The sequence below is a fragment of the Streptococcus sp. IMAU 99161 genome (assembly GCF_014435245.1).
Classification (GTDB): Bacteria; Bacillota; Bacilli; order Lactobacillales; family Streptococcaceae; genus Streptococcus; species Streptococcus lactarius.
In genome coordinates this window covers 324,162-346,155 of the sequence record NZ_JAAPAW010000011.1, presented here as the reverse complement: position 1 = coordinate 346,155, position 21,994 = coordinate 324,162, and the positions used below count along the sequence as shown (strand labels likewise).

Below are 21,994 nucleotides of genomic sequence, written 5' to 3'. Positions count from 1 at the left end.
CAGTTGTTACGCAACATATGTTGTATAAAGAATACCATAACAAAGTAAGACTTGTCAAGAAAAATTCGTAAAGTATAAAACAAAAGACCAGCCCACTGATCCAAGTGAAGTCTGGTCTACTAATAAGATTCTAAGGTAAATCATTACCTGCAGCCAAGTAGATTTGGTACCATTCCTTGCGGGTCAAATTCACCTCTGCTGCTTTCCCTGCTTCAAGGACATGCTGGGGTTTGGTCGTGCCGATGACAGCCTGCATCTTACCTGGATAGCGGAGGACCCAAGCAAGGGCGATAGCTGTCGGAGTGACCTGGTATTTTTTCGCCAAGTCATTGAGGACGTGATTGAGGGCGGCAAACTCTTCCTTGCCCACAAAATTCCCCTTGAAATAGCCATGCTGGAGGACGGACCAGGCTTGAATCACCGTATCGGTTAAGCGACAATACTCAAAGACACTGCCATCTCGCACAGCTGCTTTTGGACCTTCCATATTGACATGAAAACCAGCTTCAAAGCTAGGCGTAAAGGCGGCACTCAACTGCAACTGGTTGACCTTGAGTGGTTGTTTGACAGCTGTTTTGAGCAATTCCATCATCATAGGATTTTGATTGGACACCCCAAAATGACGAACCTTACCCGCTTGCTCCAAGTGATCAAAAGCTGCCGCCACTTCTTCCGGCTCCATGAGGGCATCCGGTCGGTGAAGGAGGAGACTATCTAAGCGCTCGATCTGCAGACGCTCGAGGATGCCATCGACGGAGTCCAAAATATAGTCCTTCGAAAAATCAAAATAGGTAAAACCGTCTTTGCGAATCCCACACTTGGACTGAATCCACATCTGGTCCCGAAGATCCGGACGGCGCTTGAGAACTTTCCCCAGCAGGACCTCACACTGGCCATCGCCGTAGATATCCGCTAGGTCAAAGGTGTTGATCCCAATCGACAAGGCCGCCTCCACCAAGGCCTCCACCTCATCTTCACTCATCTGACTGATCCGCATCATCCCAAGGACAATCGTGGACAGACGCTCATTTTCAGCAAACTCAATATAGTTCATGTCCGCCTCCTTTTCTGTAGTTCTATTGTAGTGAAAAGGCTTGCAAAAGTCAATTTGAAATCAAAAAGCCCTCAGCTGTATCTGAGAGCTTGTTTGATTAGCGATAGCTGAGAGCACGTTTGATAGTCTTCCACGGTCCGAGGTCATCGGTCTGGAGGATTAAGCTCGCGTAGATTCGAGCAATGAGCACTGTTCCCACGATGGTAAAGAGGACCGCAATTCCCAATGAAGCCCAAGATTCAAGACCCGTCGCATAGCCATTGATGGTACGGAAAGGCATGAAGAAGGTTGAAAAGAATGGAATGTAGGAACCGATCTTCAATAAGAAGACATCACCGGCACTTCCCAAGGTGGTTACCCCAAGGAAGCTAAAGATAACTAACATCATTAGTGGCGAAATCGCTTTTCCTGAATCTTCAGGTCGTGCAACTGTTGAGCCTAATAAGGCAGAGAGCACCACATACATAAAGATCCCAAGGATAATGAAGAAGACGGTATTGAGCGAGATCGACTCTGCAAGGTGTTGGGTAATCGGAGAGTTGGGAGCGAGAATATCCTTGACAACTGGGATATCTGCTCTAAAGATCCAAACAGCTACTAAACCAATCACATAGACAAATATATGGGTAAAGATCACTCCGAAGAGTCCGAGCATGCGTGCGAAGAAATAGTCGGTTGCTTTGATACTAGAGAAGACCACTTCCATGATCTTAGTTCCCTTTTCACTAGCCACTTCTTGGGCTGTGATACTAGAGTAGAAGATCAAAATCATATAAAGCAACATTCCCAGACCACCTGCAACCATGGTTTGCACCATTTTCAAGCCTTCTTTTTTCTCATCAATTTTTTCTTTGAGAGAAACCTGTTGAGACAAGGCTGTGACTTGCTCTTTGCTTAGATTGGCACGCGCTAGATTGATCCCTTGTTGGACCTGGCTTAATTTCGCAGAGACAAGGCTTTTCAATTCTGTTTTCATGGCTTGGTCACCCACATAAGTCGCTTCTAGCTGGCCATCTTTTTCATCGACCGTTAGGTAAGCAGCGGCTTTTTCATCCTTGATGGCTTTTTTTGCTGCAGCTTCATCTTTGTAGTCCAAGGTCAAGCCATCGGTTCCTTTGAGACTTTCTTTGACAGCTGGAACTTCTGTCACCAAGGCCACCTGATTCTTCGCATCTGTAGAAGAATCCGTTAGATAACCGATTCCAATGCCCAACCCTAAAAAGAGGAAAGGGCCCAAGACCATGAAGAGAAAACTCCATGATTTCACTTGTCTGATATAGGTTTCTTTCATTACGACAAACATCTGTTTCATACTTCTACTCCTGATTCAAGTTTAAAGATCTCATCAATAGTTGGGGCTTGGTGGTCAAAGGTCGCAAGATAGTGGCCTTTGGTCAAGCGGTCAAATAATTCTGGACCAGCTGACGCATCATCCAAGATCAACTTCCAAGTCCCTTGCTTGGTCATGCTGACCTTAGTCACGTGTGGCAGAGCTTCTAGCTCTTCTTTGCTAAAGTCGTTAGAGACAAAGAGGCGAGTCTTGCCATAGCTATTCCGGACCTCTTGAACAGGCCCTGAAAGGACAACCGAACCATCACGGATCATTAGGATATCATCACACAACTCTTCGACGTTGGTCATGACGTGGTCAGAAAAGATAATGGTGGCCCCACGCTCTTTTTCTTCAAAGATGACCTGCTTGAGCACTTCTGTGTTGACCGGATCCAGGCCGCTAAAGGGTTCATCTAAAATGATCAATTTAGGCTCATGAATCAAGGTGATGATCAGTTGCACCTTCTGTTGGTTCCCTTTTGAGAGACTCTTGATTTTATCAGTCAATTTCCCTTTTACTTGGAGTTTTTCCATCCAGGTCGGTAATTTTTCCTTGACCTCGGCAGTGCTCATTCCTTTTAAGGCAGCCAAATAGCGGACCTGCTCAAAAATCGTGAGTTTTGGCATGAGACTACGCTCTTCCGGCAAATAGCCAATTTCTTTGTAAGTTTCTTGCGTAATCGCTTTGCCATCTAGGCAGATCTCACCGCTGTAGTCCAAAAAACGCAGGATGCTGTGGAAAATAGTTGTTTTCCCGGCCCCATTTTTCCCAACTAAGCCAAGGATATGCCCTTGTTGAGCTGTCAGATCCACTCCAAAGAGGACCTGCTTATCCCCAAAGCTTTTTTCTAAATGTCTAATTTCTAACATGAATGACTCCTTTACTCTTTATAATAACGTTTGGTAATCTTGTATTGTGAGACCAAGATATAGATATAAATCAGTGATACAACTACTAAGGCTAACAAGATATCGGTCTGGAAAGTAATGCCAACTAAGATTATCACCATCAAGGAAATCGGTAAGACATAATTGCTTAACTTGAAAACAATATCGAAGTTCTCCTCATAGCAAATTTGTTTTTCTGCTTCATCCATCATACTCATCATTAATTCACGGACTTCTGCACCACTAGAATTGCGTGGGATCGCTTTTCCATAAATCTGTTTAAAGGTTTTTCGAAACTGATGTTCCAATCCAAAAGTAAGGAAGAGCAAAGCAAGGAAAACAAACGGGATGGTGTATTTCCCAAGGGTACCTGTCAGTTTTTCTTCATAGACTAATTTTTGGCAAGAGAAGAAAATCACTAATAGATAGGGAACAATCATAACGCCTTTGAAAATCGTAGCCAAGTCATAGATTCTTCTCGTTTGACTTTCATAACGGTAGGCCTCATCCTCATCTTCTGTCTCCTCCATCATCTGATAAGACTGGCGGGATGAGATGAGGTAGGTAGACGCAATTCCGAAGCTCACCAGATATAAAATGATTGACCCTATATAGAGCATATCTCGATCAAATAGCTTTTGGATTTCAATAGGATGATCTGAACCAACTAATTCGATCAAAAAGCTGACGATGACACCTGATAGGAACATGGCCATGTTTCTCCAAAAACGAAAACGGGATGACCTCTCTTTTAACTTCTTTTTCACTTTCATTCCTCTCCCTCTACTAGACTAAAGACATTCTCCACCGGTTCCTTGAAAATTTGGGCGATGGTGATCGCAATGATAACCGAGGGGGTGTATTCCCCCCGCTCCAAGAGACTGATGGACTGGCGCGAGACTCCTGCTAGCTTGGCTAGCTCGGATTGGTTGAGCCCATCACGCGCCCTCAGCTCTTTCAATCGATTTTTTAAGATCATGGCTTTCGCCTCCTATAGCTGAACACCTTGAATATCTTCGATGCGAACTAATTTTGTCTCGCTTTGTTGTTTATTATTCACACGAGTCAATTTGACCCAATCTTCATCGATATCCACAATTTCATATTCGGTTCCAAAACCATTTACTGTAACAGTGGCCGTTTGGCCTTTCAATTCTTCTAAAAGTCTAGACATGTCTTGATTTCCTTTCACTTGTTTTTCCAATCTTTTGATGCGTTTGTTCAACCTTTTTATCTTCTTTTCTGAGCTTGCATAAATGATAAACAGAAAAGGGATAAACAGAATCCATATGGCTCCCATAAGAAAACCTTCCCTTCTTTCAACTAAAATCATTGTAACACTTCTTTTTCTTTTTGACAAGTATATTTGTCAAAAAAATAAAAATAGTTGTCAAAAATAGCAAGATGATTGACATGGATATTTTGAGCACTTAAAACAATTTCTTTATTTTTATAGGGTTTTAGGCCCTAAAACATACAAGTTTCGTAAGAAAAAACAGCTGAGAAATTCTCAACTGTTTAGAGTGAAAACAAACTTTTTTACATAAAATTGCCGAAGTAAGGCTGAAAAAATTTGAATGATTTTATACTATCAGACTAATGTAAAAATAAATTGAAACTTTCCGCCGTGAGAAAAGTGCTAGAAACACGATTGTTTCTAGCACTCGGGAGTTTTGGAACCTTAGGTCCAAAACTAAGTCATGGAACTTCTTCGAAGTTCGCTGACGTCCGTACTCACCTAAGGAAAGTTTCTAAGATGCTTTGAACTACATATTAACGAACTTCTGCATTGACTTTTTCTTCAAGGGATGCTTGAATTTTTTCCATATAGCGAGCGACTTCTTCATCCGTCAGGCTATCTTCTGGATTTTGGAAGGTCAGGCTGTAGGCCATGGACTTCATGCCAACCCCTAGTTTTTCACCTGAGTAGACGTCAAAGAGTTTGATGTCTGTTAAGCGTTTCACGCCAGCAGCTTGGATGGCATCGACTACCTCTTGGTGAGTCACTTCTGCTTTGAGGAGAAGGGCGATATCACGGCTCACCGCTGGGAACTTGGTAATTTCCACAAAGGCTGCAGCTGGTTGAAGAGCTGCTTCAATAGCAGACAAATTCACTTCAGCCACATAGGTTTCTGGAATATCATAGTCCTTAGCTGTTACAGGATGCACTTGCCCCAAGATCCCGATGACTTGGTCACCAAGTGAGAGTAAGGCTGTCCGTCCTGGGTGGAGGCTCTTGATTTCTTGTGTTGCTGTATAAGTCACTTCAAGACCCAAGCGAGCAAAGAGGGCTTCCAAGATTCCCTTGGCATAGAAGAAGTCAACTGGAACAGCTGGAGTTTGGAAGTCTTTTTCAGCAACTAAGCCAGTCAAAGCAAAGGCAAAGCTATTGATTTCATTTGGCAAGTCTTCTTTTGGATTGCCTTTTTGTTCAAAGACTTTTCCGATCTCGTAGAGGGCCAAATCTTTGTTCTTACGAGCTACGTTGTAAGCTACAGTATCCAAGATTCCTGAGATCATAGTTTGACGAAGGACTGAACGATCCACAGTCATTGGCCACATGAGCTCCGTTAAATTACTTGGCGCAGTTGTGAACTCTACTGCTTTTTCAGGAGTTGTCAGAGCGTAGGTAATGATTTCAGTCAGTCCCGCTCCTTCAGCAATAGTCCGAACTTGACGACGGAGTTTTTGAGTCGCTGTCAAGGCACCAGCTGTACCATCAGAAACGGGAAGACTAGCTGGCAGACGATCATAACCATAGATCCGAGCGATTTCTTCGAAGAGGTCTGCTTCAATCGAAATATCCCAACGGCGACGTGGCACGCTCACTGTAAAGCTTTCTGCATTTCCAGAAAGGCCAAATCCAAGACGGTGGAAGACATCTTCTACATCGGCGTAGGAAAGCTCTGTTCCAAGGACACGGTTAACGTCTGCAAGAGTGGAAGAAACTTCTACATCCGAAGTATCCAACTGGCCTGCTGAAACGATGCCCTTCCGCACAGTTGCACCTGCAAGCTCTGCAATCAAGCTCGCTGCCGCATCTAAGGCTTCATTGACAGTAGCCACGTTAATGCCTTTTTCAAAACGAGAAGACGATTCAGAACGAAGGTTAAGGCGACCACTGGTCTTACGGATTGAAGTTCCATCAAAGACGGCGGCTTCAAGGACAACACGAGTGGATTTTTCTGAGATTTCTGTTGCCTCTCCACCCATGACACCTGCAAGGGCTACTGGTTTGTCAGCGACAGTGATGACCAAGTCAGCTTCTGCAAGTTCACGCTCTTCTCCATCCAAGGTCACCAATTTTTCCCCAGCACGCGCTTCACGCACACGGATGTCGTTTCCTTCAAAGGTATCCAAGTCAAAGGCATGCATGGGTTGACCAAAATAAAGCAAGATATAGTTGGTCACGTCGACGACATTGTTGATCGGACGAATGCCTTCGTTCATGAGAAGGTTTTGTAACCATTGTGGACTTGGCGCGATGGTCACATTGTCCAAGATACGAGCTGCATAGTAAGGAGCCTTGTCTGTATCAATGCTGACAGAAAGAGCATCCGCCGCAACTTGGTCTGTTTCTGTTAAAGTAAATTCTTTGAAATGGACTGTCTTGTCATAGATAGCTGCCACTTCATGAGCCACTCCACGCATAGAAAGGGCGTCTGCCCGGTTTGGAGTGATGGAAAGCTCAATGATTTCATCATCCAAGTCTAGGTAAGAGAATACCTCGTCACCTGGAACAGCATCCTCTGGCAAGATTTGGATGCCATCTGCAAATTCTTTCGGTACAAGGGAGTCAGAAATACCCAACTCACCAAGTGAACAGATCATCCCAAGGGATTCCAAACCACGGATTTTCCCTTTTTTAATCTTGTAGTTATCTGCAATGCGAGCACCCGGAAGAGCCACCATGACCTTGATGCCTGCACGCACATTTGGTGCTCCACAGACGATTTGACGAGCTTCTTCTTCCCCCACATTGACTTGGCAAACATGGAGGTGTGTTTCTGGCACATCTTCACAAGTCAAGATTTCTCCGACGACAATTTTTGAGAGACCAGCAGCCGGTGATTCGACACCTTCTACCTCGATCCCTGTGGTTGACATTTTTTCAGCCAACTCTTCTGATGGCACATCCACGTCCACCAATTCTTTTAACCATTTGTATGATACTAACATAATACTGATCGTAAGACCTCAGTTAGCGAGATCTTCTCAATTCCTTTCTCTCAATATGAACCCACAATTAAGTTTGTGGAGCCTCCTTCAAATGCTTGCGCAGCAACCAGTCGGTATCCACAGTTTCCCCTGTGATAAAGTGGTGCTCGCTAAACCGTTCAAATCCGAATTGTTTGTAAAAGTTTTGGGCCTTAAAATTTCGTTCCCAAACACCAAGCCAGGCCCAGTCGAATCCACGTTTCTGAGCTTCTTGCAAGGCAAAGAGCAACATTTCCTTGCCGTATCCCTTGCCATGGTGTTCATTTTTGACATAGATTCGCTGAATTTCAAAGGCATTGTTCATTTCAACAGACTCTGTTTGCGCCTTTCCCCAGTTAAACTTGAGAAAACCACAAACTTCTTGGTCATGATCAAGAACAAAATAGGTTTCAGATTCCGGATTCTCCAAGTCCTTCTGGACCTGCTCTGGTGACAAGACTGTTTGGTAATAGTCTTCCAAATCATCATCCGAAATATAGGCACCAAAGGTGTCCCCGTAGGTTTCTACCTCTAATGTCCTTAAAAATTGAAATTCTTTCGCCTTAACTTTTACTAACATACTTATTTAAACTGTTCTGAAAAACGGACATCGCCTTGGTAGAAACCGCGAATATCATTGATTCCGTATCGAAGCATGGCAACACGTTCTTGACCAAGACCAAAGGCAAATCCTGAATAAACAGTTGAATCAATGCCACTCATCTCAAGGACGCGTGGGTGAACCATACCGGCCCCCATGATTTCAATCCAACCAGTCTTCTTACAGACATTACATCCCGCTCTACAACATTTGAAGCAAGAAACGTCCACTTCAACCGATGGCTCGGTAAATGGGAAGTAAGATGGACGCAGACGGATTTGACGTTCTGCACCAAACATCTTTTGCACGATCAATTGAAGCGTTCCTTGAAGGTCGGCCATAGAGATATTTTTCCCAACAACCAAACCTTCGATTTGATGGAATTGGTGACTGTGGGTCGCATCATCCGTATCCCGACGGAAAACACGCCCTGGAGAGATCATCTTCAAAGGCCCCTTGCTAAAGTCATGTGCATCCATGGCACGTGCTTGTACTGGTGAGGTATGGGTACGAAGCAAGATTTCTTCTGTGATGTAGAAAGTATCCTGCATATCCCGTGCTGGGTGATCTTTTGGAAGGTTCATCCGTTCAAAGTTATAATAGTCTTGTTCCACTTCAAAGCCATCTACGACTTGATAGCCCATCCCGATAAAGATATCTTCGATTTCTTCACTGGTTTGGGTCAAAACATGCCGGTAACCACTAGCAACCGGACGACCTGGAAGGGTCACATCAATGCTTTCGCTAGCTAGCTTAGCTTGGACTTTCTTTTCTTCCAAGAGTTTGGCTGTTTCTTCAAAAGCAGCAGTCAAAACATCACGGGCTTCATTAACGTGTTTCCCGATAACCGGACGCATCTCAGCTGAGACATCCTTCATTCCTTTAAGAATTTCCGTCAGAGATCCTTTTTTCCCAAGGACTGAGACCCGTAGGTCTTGCATCTCTTTTTCATTTTCAGCAGAGATCTGCTTCAAAGCTGCCAGCGTTTCTTCGCGAAGCGCTTTTAATTGTTCTTCAATCGTTGACATAGTTCCTCCATCACAGTCCCTCTACAGACATAGAAAAAACCGCGCGCAAGCTCCTGATCGGAGCGTTGCCACGCGGTACCATCCGTTTTTATCTGTAAACCAGACCTTAATTCTAAATCCTTTACGCAAGTGAATTCACTCAGCTTTCATGCAAAGGGCTTTCAGTCACGGCCCTTCTCCCTGATGCACTTCCCTTGAGCTACTGGTCTTGCAGATTTCTATTCGATTATTATCTAGTTTAGCAGAATTTTAGTTAAAAAACAAGTTAGATGAGACTAATTTCAATAGAAAAGGGAACAAGACTCAGGGCATTCTCTATTCTTCATCTGCTTTTCTTTTCAATAGAAGAGTTGCGGCTTGGTTAAAACCATCACACCAGTTATACCATTTTGCTTCATACTCATCTTGGGGTAAGATACGATTTTTTAAATCCAGAATAGAGTCTATCTTTCTTTCCTCGCAAGCTTGCGCATAGAGAGCATACAAGGCATCGCCACCATCTCTATCAAACTCAGCAGAAATCATATCCCGACCTGCCAATAAAGCCTGATAAGCCCTGTGATGCCCGTCTGTAATCAAGAAGCGATTTCCATATGCAAGAATACTAATTGGATCCACATTGATGATTTCTGCCGACTGATCAAGCATCTGGATAGCTTGTAACTTCTTTTCTGATAAGTATAGTTGGGTCGGATGAAGATCTGTTATCCTAACGTTCATTTCTTTCTCCTCAAAGATCCCGATTGAAAGACCTGCCAAAGCCAAATTCCCCTTCCATTCTTCTTATTCATTTGGTTTTTATTTAATGACTTGTCCAGCTTCTTTCAAGACAGATTCAGGAATGGTAATGCCTAATTCATCTGCGACTTTTTTGTTGATGACAGACTTACCGTTTGAGAAGATTTCAACAGGTGTGTCTGCAGGTTTTTGACCTTTCAAAATCTTGGCAGCCATTTTACCAGTTGCCACACCAAGATCGTGTTGGTCAACAACGACTGAACCAAGACCACCTGCTTCTACCATGGCCGTCGCACTTGGGAAGATTGGTTTTTTAGCTGTTTTGTTTGCTTCGACAACCGTAGAGAAGGCTGAAGCAATGGTATTATCGATTGGAACCCAAATGGCATCGACTTTGCCTGACATAACAGACACGGTAGAAGCAATTTCATTTGTTGAAGGGACAGAATACGGAACCACCTTGTAGCCTGCTTTTTCAGCCAATTTTGTAAATTCTTCTACTTGAGATTTGGAATTGTCTTCACTGGTTGAGTAGAGAACCCCAATTGTTTTTACGTTTGGAGTCAACTCTTTGATCAATTTCAATTGTTGCTTCGTTGGATTATGGTCAGAAACCCCCGTGATATTCCCACCTGGTTTCTTCAGGTCTTTCACCAAGTTCGCGCCGACCGGATCAGTAACAGCTCCCATGACGATGGGTTTGTCTTTTGTAGCACTAGCCAAACCTTGAGCAGATGGGGTTGCAATCCCAATCAAGACTTGGTTATCCTTGTCTACCAATTGTTTACTCATGGTTGCAACCTTGTTTTGATCGCCTTCTGCATTGAGGAAATCAATGTCCACTTTGTCCTTGTCATAACCTTCTTCAGCCAAACCATCTTGAATTCCCTTGTAGATCAAGTCAAGAGAAGGGTGGCTGACCAACTGCAAGACCCCAACTTTGGCCTTTTCATTGCCAGTAGCCGCCTTATTGCCTTTACCTGCTGTAGCTGAATAGATCGCTGTCCCAATGACTGCCGCTGCAATCAAACCAATAATTCCCATTAAGCGTTTATTTTTCATGTTTCCTACCTCTACTTTTTTTATTCTTCTTTACAGTTTTCTAAAGACTGCGACGCCATCGTTTCTTCATCAGTTACTCCCTTCTCATCTAAAACAAAAAACACGCCCACACATAGCAAAAGCTATGTGAGGACGTGTCATCGCGGTGCCACCTCACTTATGGGAAAAGGATAGTCTCCTCCCATATCTCAGTCTTGTCTAACAACAAGTTGCACGATAAGGTGTGCCAACCGAATTTTTATTGTTTCAAATTCATCTTATTATCATTAGTCCAATTTCATAAACTGCCGCTACCCACTCTCAGCAACCGTGGGCTCTCTTGAAACTTTCATTTACTACTTTTCTAATTTCTTACATTTTAAAGTTTTCTTTCAAAAATGTCAATACTTTTTCTGCATTTTTTTGAAAACGTTCGCAATTTCTGATTCATTTTCTTTCTAGTCCCCATCTTCTCTCTGGGCTTTCCTCTCTAATTTTGATATAATTTACTAGAATAAACGCTAGAATGATGAGGAATCCCATGTCTTTTGATGGATTTTTTTTACACCATATGGTGCAAGAATTGAAGGCTCAACTCCTAAGTGGACGCATTCAAAAAATTAATCAACCCTTCGAGCAGGAATTGGTGCTCCAAGTCCGAGGCAATCGGAAAAACCAAAAACTCTTGCTCTCTGCCCATTCTGTTTTTGGACGGATCCAACTGACCCAGACCAACTTTGAAAATCCTGCCTTTCCCAACACCTTTATCATGGTGATGCGCAAGTATCTTCAGGGTGCCGTCATTGAAGGGATCGAGCAATTAGAGAACGACCGAATTCTCGAAATCCGAGTCTCAAATAAAAACGAAATCGGAGATGCCATTTCTGTCAGTTTGATGATCGAAATCATGGGCAAGCACAGTAATATTATTCTCCTGGACCGGACCAGCAATAAAATCATCGAAGCCATCAAACATGTGGGCTTCTCGCAAAATAGTTATCGGACCATTCTCCCCGGCTCTACCTATATTGCACCTCCAAAAACGGATGCGGTCAATCCTTTTACAATCAAGGATGAAGCCCTTTTTGCCCTTCTTCACAAGGAAGAGTTAAGCCCCAAAAACCTTCAAAAATACTTTCAAGGTCTTGGTCGAGACACTGCCCAAGAATTAGCCAAGCGACTTGAATCCGATGAAAAATTAAAGACCTTTCGTGCCTTTTTCGAGTCTCCTACTGAGCCTCGCCTCACCACCAAATCCTTCTCGGCTATTCCCTTTGCAGATGCGACCAGTCAAACGTTTGAGACACTTTCAGATCTGCTAGATGACTATTACCGAGATAAGGCTGAGCGCGATCGGGTGCAACAACAGGCCAGCGAATTGATCCGGAAGGTCGAAAATGATCTTGAAAAGAACCGAAAAAAATTAGCCAAGCAAGAAGCTGAGTTAGCAGCGACCGACAATGCGGAAGAATTTCGTCAAAAGGGGGAACTCCTGACAACCTTCCTCCACCAAGTGCCAAACGACCAAGATCAGGTGGTTTTGGATAACTACTATACCAACGAGCCCATCACCATCCAGCTCAATAAGGCTCTGACCCCCAACCAAAATGCCCAACGCTACTTCAAACGCTACCAGAAGTTAAAGGAAGCCGTCAAACATTTAACCATCCTCATTCAAGAAACCAAGGAAACCATTTCTTATCTTGAAACGGTTGAAACAGCCCTTTCTCAAGCGAGCCTAGCTGAGGTGGCAGAGATTCGTGAAGAGTTGATCCAGACTGGCTTTATCAAACGGCGCCACCGTGAGAAAATCCATAAGCGAAAAAAACCAGAGAAATATCTGGCCAGTGATGGAAAAACCATCATTTTAGTGGGTCGTAATAATCTGCAAAACGATGAACTGACCTTTAAGATCGCTAAAAAAGACGAACTCTGGTTCCATGCCAAAGATATCCCAGGCAGCCACGTGGTCATTACCGGAAATCTCAATCCAACAGATGAAGTGAAGACCGATGCCGCAGAGTTGGCAGCCTACTTCTCCAAAGGTCGCCTCTCCAACCTGGTCCAAGTCGATATGATCGAAACCAAGAAACTCAATAAACCAACTGGCGGAAAACCAGGCTTTGTGACCTATACCGGCCAGAAAACTCTGCGGGTTACCCCAGAAGAAGAAAAAATCAAAGCCATGAAACTAACAGACTGATGTCAAAAGCAAAAAGGTTGGGCGACGCTCAACCTTTTATTCTGCTTTATTGATGTCTTCTTTGACCTCATCGACATTGAATTTGGCAAAGAGGTACTGACGGTCTTGGACTGGAAAACGTTGATCCAGCTGATCGATCGCTCCGACTTCTACGATCCCTTCTGTAATCACAAAATCCATCACATGACCACCAAAGGTATGGTCATCCGAAATAAAGTGCAAATGATAACCCGCTACACTCACACCATGGAAAATCTCAGGTGTCCAAAAACCGACGATGGTTCCCGTCACGTTTTCACATGTATACTCTGGCTGATGGGTTGCAACCTCTGCAAACTTCATCTCTGGTGTTGATTTTGGAATCATGCGGACATGCATCTTGGCAAAGTCACCATGAATCTTAATGGAGCGGAAAAGATTTTCCCCATCGTAATAAGATTCAATACGAGCTTCCAATTCCTCGTCCGTCATTTCAAAGCGTTGGCGGAAAATCACCTCAGCTTGGTGGGGAACGACTGCTGCATAAGGAACCTTGGCATCCGGAGAAACTTCGACAATTTCAGGATGGTCGCCTGATCCCTTGGCCTGATATGCCTTGCCATCTAGCACGATCAACTCCCCATCAATAGAATCAAGCGTTCCAACTCCCAGATCTCCATGTTCTAAAAGCTCTCCAATGGTAAAGGATCCCCCATAAAGACCAGCCATCAGGGCCCCCAAAGTATTGTATTGAAAAAGTTTCACTGGTTCCATGTTTCTCTCCTCATTCTATCTTCTACCAGTATACCACAAACTGTCCCAAAACTTCACTAGTTAGTTTTTCTTATAAACTATCATAGATGGACTGCATTTGCACATCGTCTGGCACAATCGCCAAATACTGATTGGCCACTTCACGCGCCCTTGTCACATCTCCAGCCTCACGCAACAGATAAACATAGGCTTCGAGGAATTCTGGATTGTCCTTCAAGTCTTCATAAAGCTCTTGGTAGGCAGAAACCGCCTCTTCTGTTTTCTCTAAGGCAGCTAAGGCACGGGCAATGTTCCAACGGGTGACAACCGTTTCAATTTCTTCATGTTGCCAATCTAAGACTTCGTCAAAACGTTCCTGCTCCAGATACAGGGTAGTCAGACGCAGAGCAATCTCTTCCACATCCTCCGCTATTTCTTTGGCTTCTAACAGGTAAGTTTCTGCTTGCTTTGTCTGGTGCAATTCATATGAAAGCTGAGAGGCAAGAAGCTTCAACTGTGCATCAAAGGGATTCTTCCCAATCCCTTGTTTGGCAATCTCAAGTGCTTTTTCGCGATCATTTTCTGCCTGCAAGGCCAAGGCATACCCGTACTCATAGCCTTCAAAATCAGGCGACAAGGTGTCAATTTGTTTGAAGTAGATCAGGGCTTTTTGGTATTCTTCTTGGTCGGACAATAAAGTCGCTAATTCATAAGCAATCTGATCATCAAACTCAATTTCCAAAGCTTTCTCTAAGAAGGGCACAGCCGCTTCGAACTTACCAAGATTGGCATAGGCAAACCCAATCCGTTGATAAGTAGAAATTCCTGTCGCTTCCAAGATTTCCCGATTGTCCAACTGGGCATATTCTTGAATAGCTTCTTGGTAATGTTCCAATTCCAAATCAATCTCTGCAAGCCCTAATTGAATAATAGGATCATCCGAGAGGCTGGCTGCCTCGACCAATTTTTCACGCGCAACGTCCGCTAAACCTTCCAACTGATAGAGATCGGCCTTAACCAAGAGACTGGCCACATACCAGTTTGATTCCGGACCAATTTCTTCCAAATAAGCAAAAGCCTGATCCGTCTGACCATCCTCTGCCAGAATAGTCGCCAAACTCAGATATACTTCTGGATAGGTTTCTGCAATTTGTTCATAGACTTCTCTCGCTTGAGGATAAAATCCAATGCTTTCAAGGTATTGCCCCAAATCTAATAGCTCTGCTTGATCATCCTCTAACAAGGCTTTTTGAAATTGTTCTTCAGCTTCATTTAGCTCTTGCTTTTCAAGAGCCTCTACCATTTGTTGACTATGACTCACTGTGTTTTTCCTCTACTATTTCATGCTCTTCTTCGTACAAACCACTGACTTCCTTGTACCATTCAAAGATGGCTCCGATCACCACCTTGGCAGACGCATAGACTGGAATCCCAAGGAAAACGCCCCAGATCCCAAACATCGAACCTGATGTCAATAAGACAAATAAAATGGTGATGGGATGGATATTCAACTGGCTTCCCAAAACCAAAGGTGATACAAAACGTCCTTCAATGGTTTGCTCCACGGCAAATACAATCAAGACCTTAATAAACATTTCTGGTCCTGCCACCAAGCCCAAGACTAGAGCTGGCAACATGGCTAGAAAACTACCCAAGTAAGGGATCAAATTCAAAATCCCCGCAGAGATCCCCAGTGTCACGGCATAGCGCAAGCCAATGATCTTAAAGAAGATGATAAACATAATGGCCACGACAATAGCCACCGTGATTTGCCCCCGAACATAGTTGGAAAGTTGCGTATTGACATCTGAGAGAACTTGTTCAGCAGGTTTGCGAATCTTGGTTGGTAAGAACCGAACAATGTGACCCTTTAGATTTTTTCCATCTCGAAGAAGATAAAAAACGATAAAAGGCATAATGATCAAGGCCACAATCACTTGTGAGGCGATGCCAATCAAATTGCTGACCCAATTGACCGCACGGCCCGAAATCGTGCTCGCCCAAGCCGTAATATTTGCAGACAATTCTTTGGTGATCTCATCCAACTGGGGTTTGATATCAGATGAGACGCGATTGTCTAGAAAATCGTCAATAGTTGCATTGGCCTTCTCCAAATAAGTTGGCAGGTTATGAAAGAAACTCACCACTTGTCGTTGGACAGCTGGAATCACCACTGCAAGCCCCCAAACCAAGAGCACAGCGATCAAGAAAAAAACAAGGGAAATCGCAAAAATTCGCTTGAGCCCCTTCTTTTCAAGAAAATCAACAATAGGGTTAAGCAGGTAATAAAGCAAACCAGAAATAATGACAGGCAACATGACTGCTCCTGCAAACTCAAAAACCGGAATAAAAATAAAGGTGATTTTGCTTAAAACCAAGAGGTTCAAGCCCAAGAGTAAGGTGACTAAAAATACCGTGATCGCCTTGTTATCTAAAAACCATCTAAAAAACCAAGATAGACTAAACTGTTTCTCTTTATTTTCCACAGAAAACTCCTTTTCATTTCAACATGCTTCTATTTTAGCATTTTTTGAGCTTGAAGTTATGAAAAAACTTGCAAATTCAGAAAGAAGGAAGCCAGTTTTCCAACATCCAACTAGCAATTGCCTTCCCATAGGAGCTTTGATATAATAAAGCTAACAAATCAAGCGAGGTGACCTATGTCTCAATCAATTTATTTCGGAACCTATACCAAAAAAGAATCCAAAGGAATCTACAAGGCGCAATTTGACCCTGAAACAGGGAACTTGAGCGATCTTGAACTAGTGGCAGCCGAGCCTAATCCAACCTTTATCGCATTTTCAGAAAAAGGGAATCTCTACAGTGTCGGTGCCCAAGACGGAAAAGGTGGCATTGCCAGTTTCACAGCAGATTTTCAACCGCTCAATCACGTTGTTGAAGAGGGGGCTCCTCTTTGTTACGTCTCAGTAGATGACAAACGCCAACTCGTCTACGGGGCCAACTACCATAAAGGCCAAGTCCTCGTCTACAAGATAGAAGGCGATGGCCAGCTGAGCCTCATCGACCAAGACACTCACGAAGGCAAGGGACCACACGAAAATCAAGCCAGTCCCCATGTTCACTTCGCTGATCTGACACCAGATCAGTACTTGATTACCTGTGATCTGGGTACCGATAGCCTGCATACTTATGAGGTTAGCGATCAAGGAAAGTTAACCCTTCTCCATCACTACCAAACGGCACCAGGGGCAGGACCTCGACACCTTGTCTTTCATCCCCATCATAAGATCGCTTATCTGATCAATGAATTAAATGCTACCATCGATGTGCTCTTCTATGATGGTATGGGTGAATTTGAACACTTCCAAACCGTTTCAACCCTCCCTGAAGATTATGACGGCCAAAAATGGGCTTCCGCCATTAAGCACTCAGCTGACGGAAAATTCCTCTATGCCTCTAATCGTGCACACAATTCCATTGCTGTATTTGAAGTGATCGCTGACGGAAGCTTAAAACTCATCGAGATTGTCCCAACAGATGGCCTCAATCCTCGTGATTTCACCCTCAGTCCCGATCAACACTACCTCATTGCAGCCCATCAGGATTCTCCAAATGCCACTGTTTTCAAACGAGATCCAGAGACTGGACGGTTGTCTTCATTATCCCATGACTTTTACGTTCCAGAAGCCGTTTGTACCGTTTTTCACTAAGTCGTTTCAGTTGTCAAACCTTTCAAAAAATGATTAAATAGATGAGAAAACGGCAGACGCCCGACTTCATACATTATATTTTAGGAGATCCAAGCATGAATCCAATGGACTTATTTAATCAAGTAAAAGAAATGATCGAAAAGAAAGATTTCGATGCTGCAAAGAAATTTGTTGAAGACAACAAAGACAACCTCGGTGACTATCTTGAACAAGCAAAAGGGCTGGTTTCAGGAAACGAAATGGTCAGCGGTGCCTTGGAGAAACTGAAAGGTTTGTTCTAAGAAATTATTTTTATGAAACTCACAATGATTCCATTTTAAGGAAGAATTCTCTGATCAAAAAGAGGCTGGGACAAAAGTCCTAGCCTCTCAATTGTCTTTGAATTGTCGAGCAAGACGCAGTGGTTGAGTGGCCTCTACTACGCTGACTTCATCAGCTTTTACAGCCCTATTCAACTGTGCGGAGGTGGGACGACGAAATCGAATTCTAACGAATTACCGATTTCTGTCCCACTCTCTTTTTATTGTATACTTAATTTCACTGCTGCTTCCAATTTACCAAAATTAAAGCAAATACTACCATTGCTCCACCTATCAACAAGTTTAACGTAAAGGCTTCATGCAAACCTATAATTGAAAAGAGTGTAGAAAATACCGGAACCAAGAATAAGAAACTACTAGCTGTCGTTGCTCCTTTTTGACCTAAACTAAAGAACCACAATCCAAAAGAGCCTACAGAAGCAGGTATAATTAACCAAACAAACCAAATCCAGCCCCAAAATCCTAAATGCAAAAAATCATAACTTTCATGTAGGGGTAATGAAAATAGATAGAGGAAAATACCTCCAAGCAATAATTGCCAACCGGTAAAAATCCAAGGTCCATTATCAAATGGGACTTTTTTAGTGATAATCGTATTGACAGACCAACAAAAAGAACCTAGTAAGGCAAACAAGGCTCCTAAACTAAAAGCAGAACCATCCCATCCAATGCATGTCACAACTCCTGCAACTCCTAATAGTAGCGCACTAATTTTTTTGAAGGTCAGTTGATCCTTTAGAAGAAAATGAGCTAACAAGGCTAACCAAAGCGGATTGGTAAAGAGGATAATCGATGACATAGAGGACGACAGGCCATAAGCTAAAGCAAGATTCAAAAACCCCATAGTTCCAGCAGTTTGCAAGAGTCCGATTATCATTACAAGAACAAAACCCTTACCTATTCTTGCTCCACTCTTAGGAATAATAGAGGACCAGTTCCCATGTAAACATTTTAAAGCTAACATCAAGGCTCCCGCAATCATGAACCGCACACCTCCAATTAATAGAGGGGGTGTCTGTTCAACAGCGATCAAGTACTTCCCCGTTGGAAAAGAGGATCCCATAAAAATCGTTGTCAATAATATGGCTGACAAAAAGATAAAATTCGATTTATTTTTCATGACTACTCCTTTAAAAGATATTAAAGATATTTTTTGTCTTTTATTTTACTCGTTTTAAAACAAATGTCAAGAAATCCCCAAATAATTTCAAAAATCTTTTATCCCACTGTATATTGAGAAATCATAAAAAAAAGTCTATACTGGTATTATGGATGTGAATTATCTTTATATACGGAGGTACACAGATGCATTTATCATCTGGATGGGAACAGTCTATCTACGTTCTACTCATGCTTGATCAACTACCAGAAGGAGAATATATCAATTCGATTTTCTTGAGTGAACGATTAGGGGTTTCGGATTCCTATTTAAAAAAAATTATTAAACTATTAGATAATGAAGGATTAGTAAAATCCGTTCGAGGAAAAAATGGAGGCATTGCTCTTTCAAGACCTCTGAGCCAGATTAGTTTTTATGATGTCTTTGTTGCTATCGAAGGGAAAAATCGTATTTTTGAAAGTCAAAACCTTCTAAAAAGATTCTTGGGAGAGGAAGAAGGAAAAAAAGCCAAGAGATGCGTTGTCACCAATTCACTGGATGTTATTGAAAATACGTTGGTCTCCACTCTCACTTCTATCACCCTCAGTCAAGTTGCTTTTCAGGCTGAAATGAACTATGATTTAACAGATGTTCGAAACTGGATCAATCATCATCAAAAATAGTTGGGGAATTTTTCCTCAACTTTTTTATATAAATTCTTGACAAATATTTTCAGAGGGTCTATACTTAAATTGAAGATAAAGATTATCTTCTATATCGTTAAAAAGATGCTTCTTGCATCCTTTCTATAGCTAAAGTAAAGAAAGAAGGTTCTTATGAAAGTCATTTTAGCTACTGACCGAGATGGTTTCCAATTAAAAGAAACTGTCAAAAACTTTTTGCTTCATTCCGGTTATGAAGTTATTGATCTCAACTCTACACATGGTTCAGAGGATTTTGTAGACTCTACTGTCAATGCTGTTCAAGAATTTCGCAAACATGAATACGCTCGTGCGATTCTTTTCGATAAGTATGGTCATTCTTTTATGGCTGCCAATAAGTTTAAGGGGATTATCTGTGCAGCGGTTTCCGATGAACACTCAGCCATGATGACCATTCGACACAATTCCACTCCAATTATTAATCTCGGTTCTGGAATTACTGGAGATATTCTTGCGGTTGAAATTGTAAAAACTTTTTTGGAACATGACTATGACGCTGGACGTCACCAAGTCCGCATTGATATGCTAAACAAACTCTGCTAGGAGGGAATACTATGAAAATTGCACTCGGTTGTGACCATATTGTAACAGATGTAAAAATGAAGATTTCTAAACACCTCAAAGAACAAGGACATGAAGTTATTGATGTCGGTACTTACGACTTTGTCCGCACCCACTACCCTATTTACGGCCGCTTGATTGCTGAAGAAGTTGTGAAGGGAAATGCTGACTTTGGTGTTGCCCTTTGTGGTACAGGTGTTGGTATTGCAGTTGCTGCTGATAAAGTCCCTGGTACTCGAGTAACCCTTGTTGGAGACGTAGTAACAGCTCGTGCTGCACGTGAAAATCTCAATGCAAATATTGTAGCCTTTGGTGGAGCCATTCTCGGTATTAATTTTATTAATAACATTGTAGATGAATTTATCAATACTAAATATAATCCAAATCCTGAAAAAGAAAAGTTGATTGCCAAAATTGATAAGCTTTCTGAAGTGACTCCAGATGTAGCTGCTAATGATCATATCTTTGACGAAGAAAATGCAAAATGGGCTCGTGGGGAATATCACGATTAGTTTTCTCAACCATTTTTAACAATTTACTCAGATGTTGAAATAGGATGAAGGAGGAGAATAAAATGGTTGTTAAAGTTGGAATAAATGGATTCGGTCGTATTGGTCGCTTAGCTTTGCGTCGAATCCAAACACTTGATAATATAGAAGTTACTCACGTCAATGACTTAACTGATTCAAAAATGTTAGCTCATCTTTTAAAATATGATAGTACCCAAGGGAAATTTGAGGGAACAATTGATGTTAAAGAAGATGGTTTCGTCATTAACAACAAGTTTATCAAAGTCACGAGTGAGCCTGATCCTGAAAAAATTGATTGGGCTTCTTCAGGAGTTGACATTGTATTGGAAGCAACAGGTTTCTTTGCAACAAAAGAAAAAGCCGAAAAACATCTTCATAAAAATGGTGGTGCAAAGAAAGTAATTATTACCGCACCTGGTGGAAATGATGTCAAAACCGTTGTATTTAATGTCAATCATAAAACCTTGACTGGTGAAGAAACAGTCATTTCACCAGGTTCATGCACAACGAACTGTCTCGCACCCATGGCTAACACTTTAAATAAGAAATTCGGAATTCTAGTTGGGACTATGACAACTATTCATAGCTATACTGGAGATCAAATGACGCTTGATGCTCCTCATCGCAAAGGTGATTTACGACGTGCGAGAGCTGCTGCAGTAAATACGGTTCCAACTTCATCTGGTGCTGCCAAAGCTATTGGGCTTGTTATTCCAGAATTAGATGGTTTGCTAAAAGGCCATGCACAACGTGTGGCAACTCCTACTGGTTCTCTTACAGAACTAGTTAGTCTCGTAAAAACACCCGTTACTGTCGAAGAGGTAAATGCAGCAATGAAAGCTGCACAAAATGAAAGTTTTGCCTATAATGAAGATTTCATTGTCTCTAGTGATATTATCGGTGATACCCATGGTTCAATCTTCGATGCAACGCAAACAGAAGTCACTACAGATGGACAAAATTATCTTGTGAAGACGGTAGCTTGGTACGATAATGAAATGAGTTTCACAGCCCAATTAATCCGCACCCTAGAATATTTTTCTAATATCTCTAAGTCATAAAATCTATCTATTATATGCTTCAACTTGTAAATAGCTATAAAACAAATCACGTAAATTGTTTAAGACAACCTCGGTGACTACCTTGAACAAGCAAAAGGCCTGGTTTCAGGAAACGAAATGGTCAGCGGTGCCTTGGACAAACTGAAAGATTTGTTCTAAGAATAGAGTAACTCCTCAACCATGTGTTGGGGAGTTTTTGTTTGGCTAGATTTTTAA

22 protein-coding genes are annotated in these 21,994 nt (G+C 42.4%); 7 read left to right on the top strand and 15 right to left on the bottom strand.

Annotated elements, in window-relative coordinates; genetic code table 11:
* Positions 1-130 precede the first annotated feature (130 nt).
* The 11 genes from HA044_RS07220 to trpX all read right to left on the bottom strand — a co-directional run bounded on the left by HA044_RS07220 (position 131) and on the right by trpX (position 10,900).
* Positions 131-1,054: an aldo/keto reductase family oxidoreductase gene (locus HA044_RS07220; RefSeq protein ID WP_187540533.1), complete on the bottom strand. Its 924-nt coding sequence runs from the start codon at positions 1,052-1,054 to the stop codon at positions 131-133.
* 97 nt (positions 1,055-1,151) lie between these two features.
* Positions 1,152-2,366, bottom strand: a complete 1,215-nt coding sequence (locus HA044_RS07215; RefSeq protein ID WP_187540532.1) for an ABC transporter permease — start codon at positions 2,364-2,366, stop codon at positions 1,152-1,154.
* Positions 2,363-3,256, bottom strand: a complete 894-nt coding sequence (locus tag HA044_RS07210; RefSeq protein ID WP_187540531.1) for an ABC transporter ATP-binding protein — start codon at positions 3,254-3,256, stop codon at positions 2,363-2,365. The genes HA044_RS07215 and HA044_RS07210 overlap by 4 nt, the downstream gene beginning before the upstream one ends.
* Positions 3,257-3,267: 11 nt before the next feature.
* On the bottom strand, positions 3,268-4,047 hold the full coding sequence (locus HA044_RS07205) for a DUF3169 family protein (RefSeq protein ID WP_187540530.1): 780 nt from the start codon (positions 4,045-4,047) through the stop codon (positions 3,268-3,270).
* Positions 4,044-4,253 carry a helix-turn-helix transcriptional regulator gene (locus HA044_RS07200; protein WP_003002675.1) on the bottom strand — a complete coding sequence of 70 codons (210 nt, stop codon included), beginning with the start codon at positions 4,251-4,253 and terminating at the stop codon, positions 4,044-4,046. Before HA044_RS07200 ends, HA044_RS07205 begins: the two co-directional genes overlap by 4 nt.
* 12 nt (positions 4,254-4,265) lie before the next feature.
* Positions 4,266-4,574, bottom strand: coding sequence for a hypothetical protein (locus HA044_RS07195; protein WP_187540687.1), 309 nt, complete (start codon positions 4,572-4,574; stop codon positions 4,266-4,268).
* A gap of 473 nt (positions 4,575-5,047) precedes the next feature.
* A complete protein-coding gene (pheT, locus tag HA044_RS07190) occupies positions 5,048-7,453 on the bottom strand; it encodes a phenylalanine--tRNA ligase subunit beta (protein WP_187540529.1) in 2,406 nt (801 codons plus the stop codon).
* A 67-nt stretch (positions 7,454-7,520) separates the two neighbouring features.
* Positions 7,521-8,051, bottom strand: coding sequence for a GNAT family N-acetyltransferase (locus HA044_RS07185; protein WP_187540528.1), 531 nt, complete (start codon positions 8,049-8,051; stop codon positions 7,521-7,523).
* A 2-nt stretch (positions 8,052-8,053) separates the two neighbouring features.
* A complete protein-coding gene (gene pheS, locus HA044_RS07180; RefSeq protein WP_187540527.1) occupies positions 8,054-9,100 on the bottom strand; it encodes a phenylalanine--tRNA ligase subunit alpha in 1,047 nt (348 codons plus the stop codon).
* Between the two features lie 315 nt (positions 9,101-9,415).
* Positions 9,416-9,820, bottom strand: a complete 405-nt coding sequence (locus HA044_RS07175) for a chromosome partitioning protein ParB (protein WP_187540526.1) — start codon at positions 9,818-9,820, stop codon at positions 9,416-9,418.
* Positions 9,821-9,898: 78 nt separating this feature from the next.
* Positions 9,899-10,900, bottom strand: a complete 1,002-nt coding sequence (gene trpX, locus HA044_RS07170) for a tryptophan ABC transporter substrate-binding protein (protein ID WP_187540525.1) — start codon at positions 10,898-10,900, stop codon at positions 9,899-9,901.
* A gap of 520 nt (positions 10,901-11,420) precedes the next feature.
* Here trpX and HA044_RS07165 point away from each other — a divergent pair.
* On the top strand, positions 11,421-13,082 hold the full coding sequence (locus tag HA044_RS07165) for an NFACT family protein (RefSeq protein WP_187540524.1): 1,662 nt from the start codon (positions 11,421-11,423) through the stop codon (positions 13,080-13,082).
* Between the two features lie 36 nt (positions 13,083-13,118).
* On the opposite strand, the gene budA is transcribed toward HA044_RS07165, so the two are convergent.
* From budA to HA044_RS07150, 3 genes are all read right to left on the bottom strand, one after another.
* Positions 13,119-13,835 (bottom strand): acetolactate decarboxylase, encoded by a 717-nt coding sequence (gene budA / locus HA044_RS07160; RefSeq protein ID WP_187540523.1) that lies wholly within the window; start codon positions 13,833-13,835, stop codon positions 13,119-13,121.
* Between the two features lie 70 nt (positions 13,836-13,905).
* Positions 13,906-15,135, bottom strand: a complete 1,230-nt coding sequence (locus HA044_RS07155; RefSeq protein ID WP_187540522.1) for a tetratricopeptide repeat protein — start codon at positions 15,133-15,135, stop codon at positions 13,906-13,908.
* Positions 15,125-16,300, bottom strand: a complete 1,176-nt coding sequence (locus HA044_RS07150; RefSeq protein WP_187540521.1) for an AI-2E family transporter — start codon at positions 16,298-16,300, stop codon at positions 15,125-15,127. The genes HA044_RS07155 and HA044_RS07150 overlap by 11 nt, the downstream gene beginning before the upstream one ends.
* A 174-nt stretch (positions 16,301-16,474) precedes the next feature.
* On the opposite strand from HA044_RS07150, the gene HA044_RS07145 reads away from it, so the two are divergent.
* Both HA044_RS07145 and HA044_RS07140 read left to right on the top strand, forming a co-directional pair.
* Positions 16,475-17,485, top strand: coding sequence for a lactonase family protein (locus tag HA044_RS07145; RefSeq protein ID WP_187540520.1), 1,011 nt, complete (start codon positions 16,475-16,477; stop codon positions 17,483-17,485).
* Positions 17,486-17,580: 95 nt separating this feature from the next.
* On the top strand, positions 17,581-17,766 hold the full coding sequence (locus HA044_RS07140) for a hypothetical protein (RefSeq protein ID WP_187540519.1): 186 nt from the start codon (positions 17,581-17,583) through the stop codon (positions 17,764-17,766).
* A 256-nt stretch (positions 17,767-18,022) separates the two neighbouring features.
* Here HA044_RS07140 and HA044_RS07135 read toward each other — a convergent pair whose 3' ends face one another.
* Positions 18,023-18,925: a DMT family transporter gene (locus tag HA044_RS07135; RefSeq protein ID WP_187540518.1), complete on the bottom strand. Its 903-nt coding sequence runs from the start codon at positions 18,923-18,925 to the stop codon at positions 18,023-18,025.
* A gap of 185 nt (positions 18,926-19,110) precedes the next feature.
* Between HA044_RS07135 and HA044_RS07130 the strand changes: the two genes are divergently transcribed.
* From HA044_RS07130 to gap, 4 genes are all read left to right on the top strand, one after another.
* The gene (locus tag HA044_RS07130) at positions 19,111-19,587 is read left to right on the top strand and encodes an Rrf2 family transcriptional regulator (RefSeq protein WP_187540517.1); all 477 of its coding nucleotides are present in this window, start codon (positions 19,111-19,113) and stop codon (positions 19,585-19,587) included.
* Between the two features lie 153 nt (positions 19,588-19,740).
* Positions 19,741-20,169: a galactose-6-phosphate isomerase subunit LacA gene (gene lacA, locus HA044_RS07125; protein WP_187540516.1), complete on the top strand. Its 429-nt coding sequence runs from the start codon at positions 19,741-19,743 to the stop codon at positions 20,167-20,169.
* A gap of 11 nt (positions 20,170-20,180) precedes the next feature.
* The gene (lacB, locus tag HA044_RS07120) at positions 20,181-20,699 is read left to right on the top strand and encodes a galactose-6-phosphate isomerase subunit LacB (protein ID WP_187540515.1); all 519 of its coding nucleotides are present in this window, start codon (positions 20,181-20,183) and stop codon (positions 20,697-20,699) included.
* 62 nt (positions 20,700-20,761) lie between these two features.
* Positions 20,762-21,778 carry a type I glyceraldehyde-3-phosphate dehydrogenase gene (gene gap / locus HA044_RS07115; RefSeq protein WP_187540514.1) on the top strand — a complete coding sequence of 339 codons (1,017 nt, stop codon included), beginning with the start codon at positions 20,762-20,764 and terminating at the stop codon, positions 21,776-21,778.
* Positions 21,779-21,994: the final 216 nt, after the last annotated feature.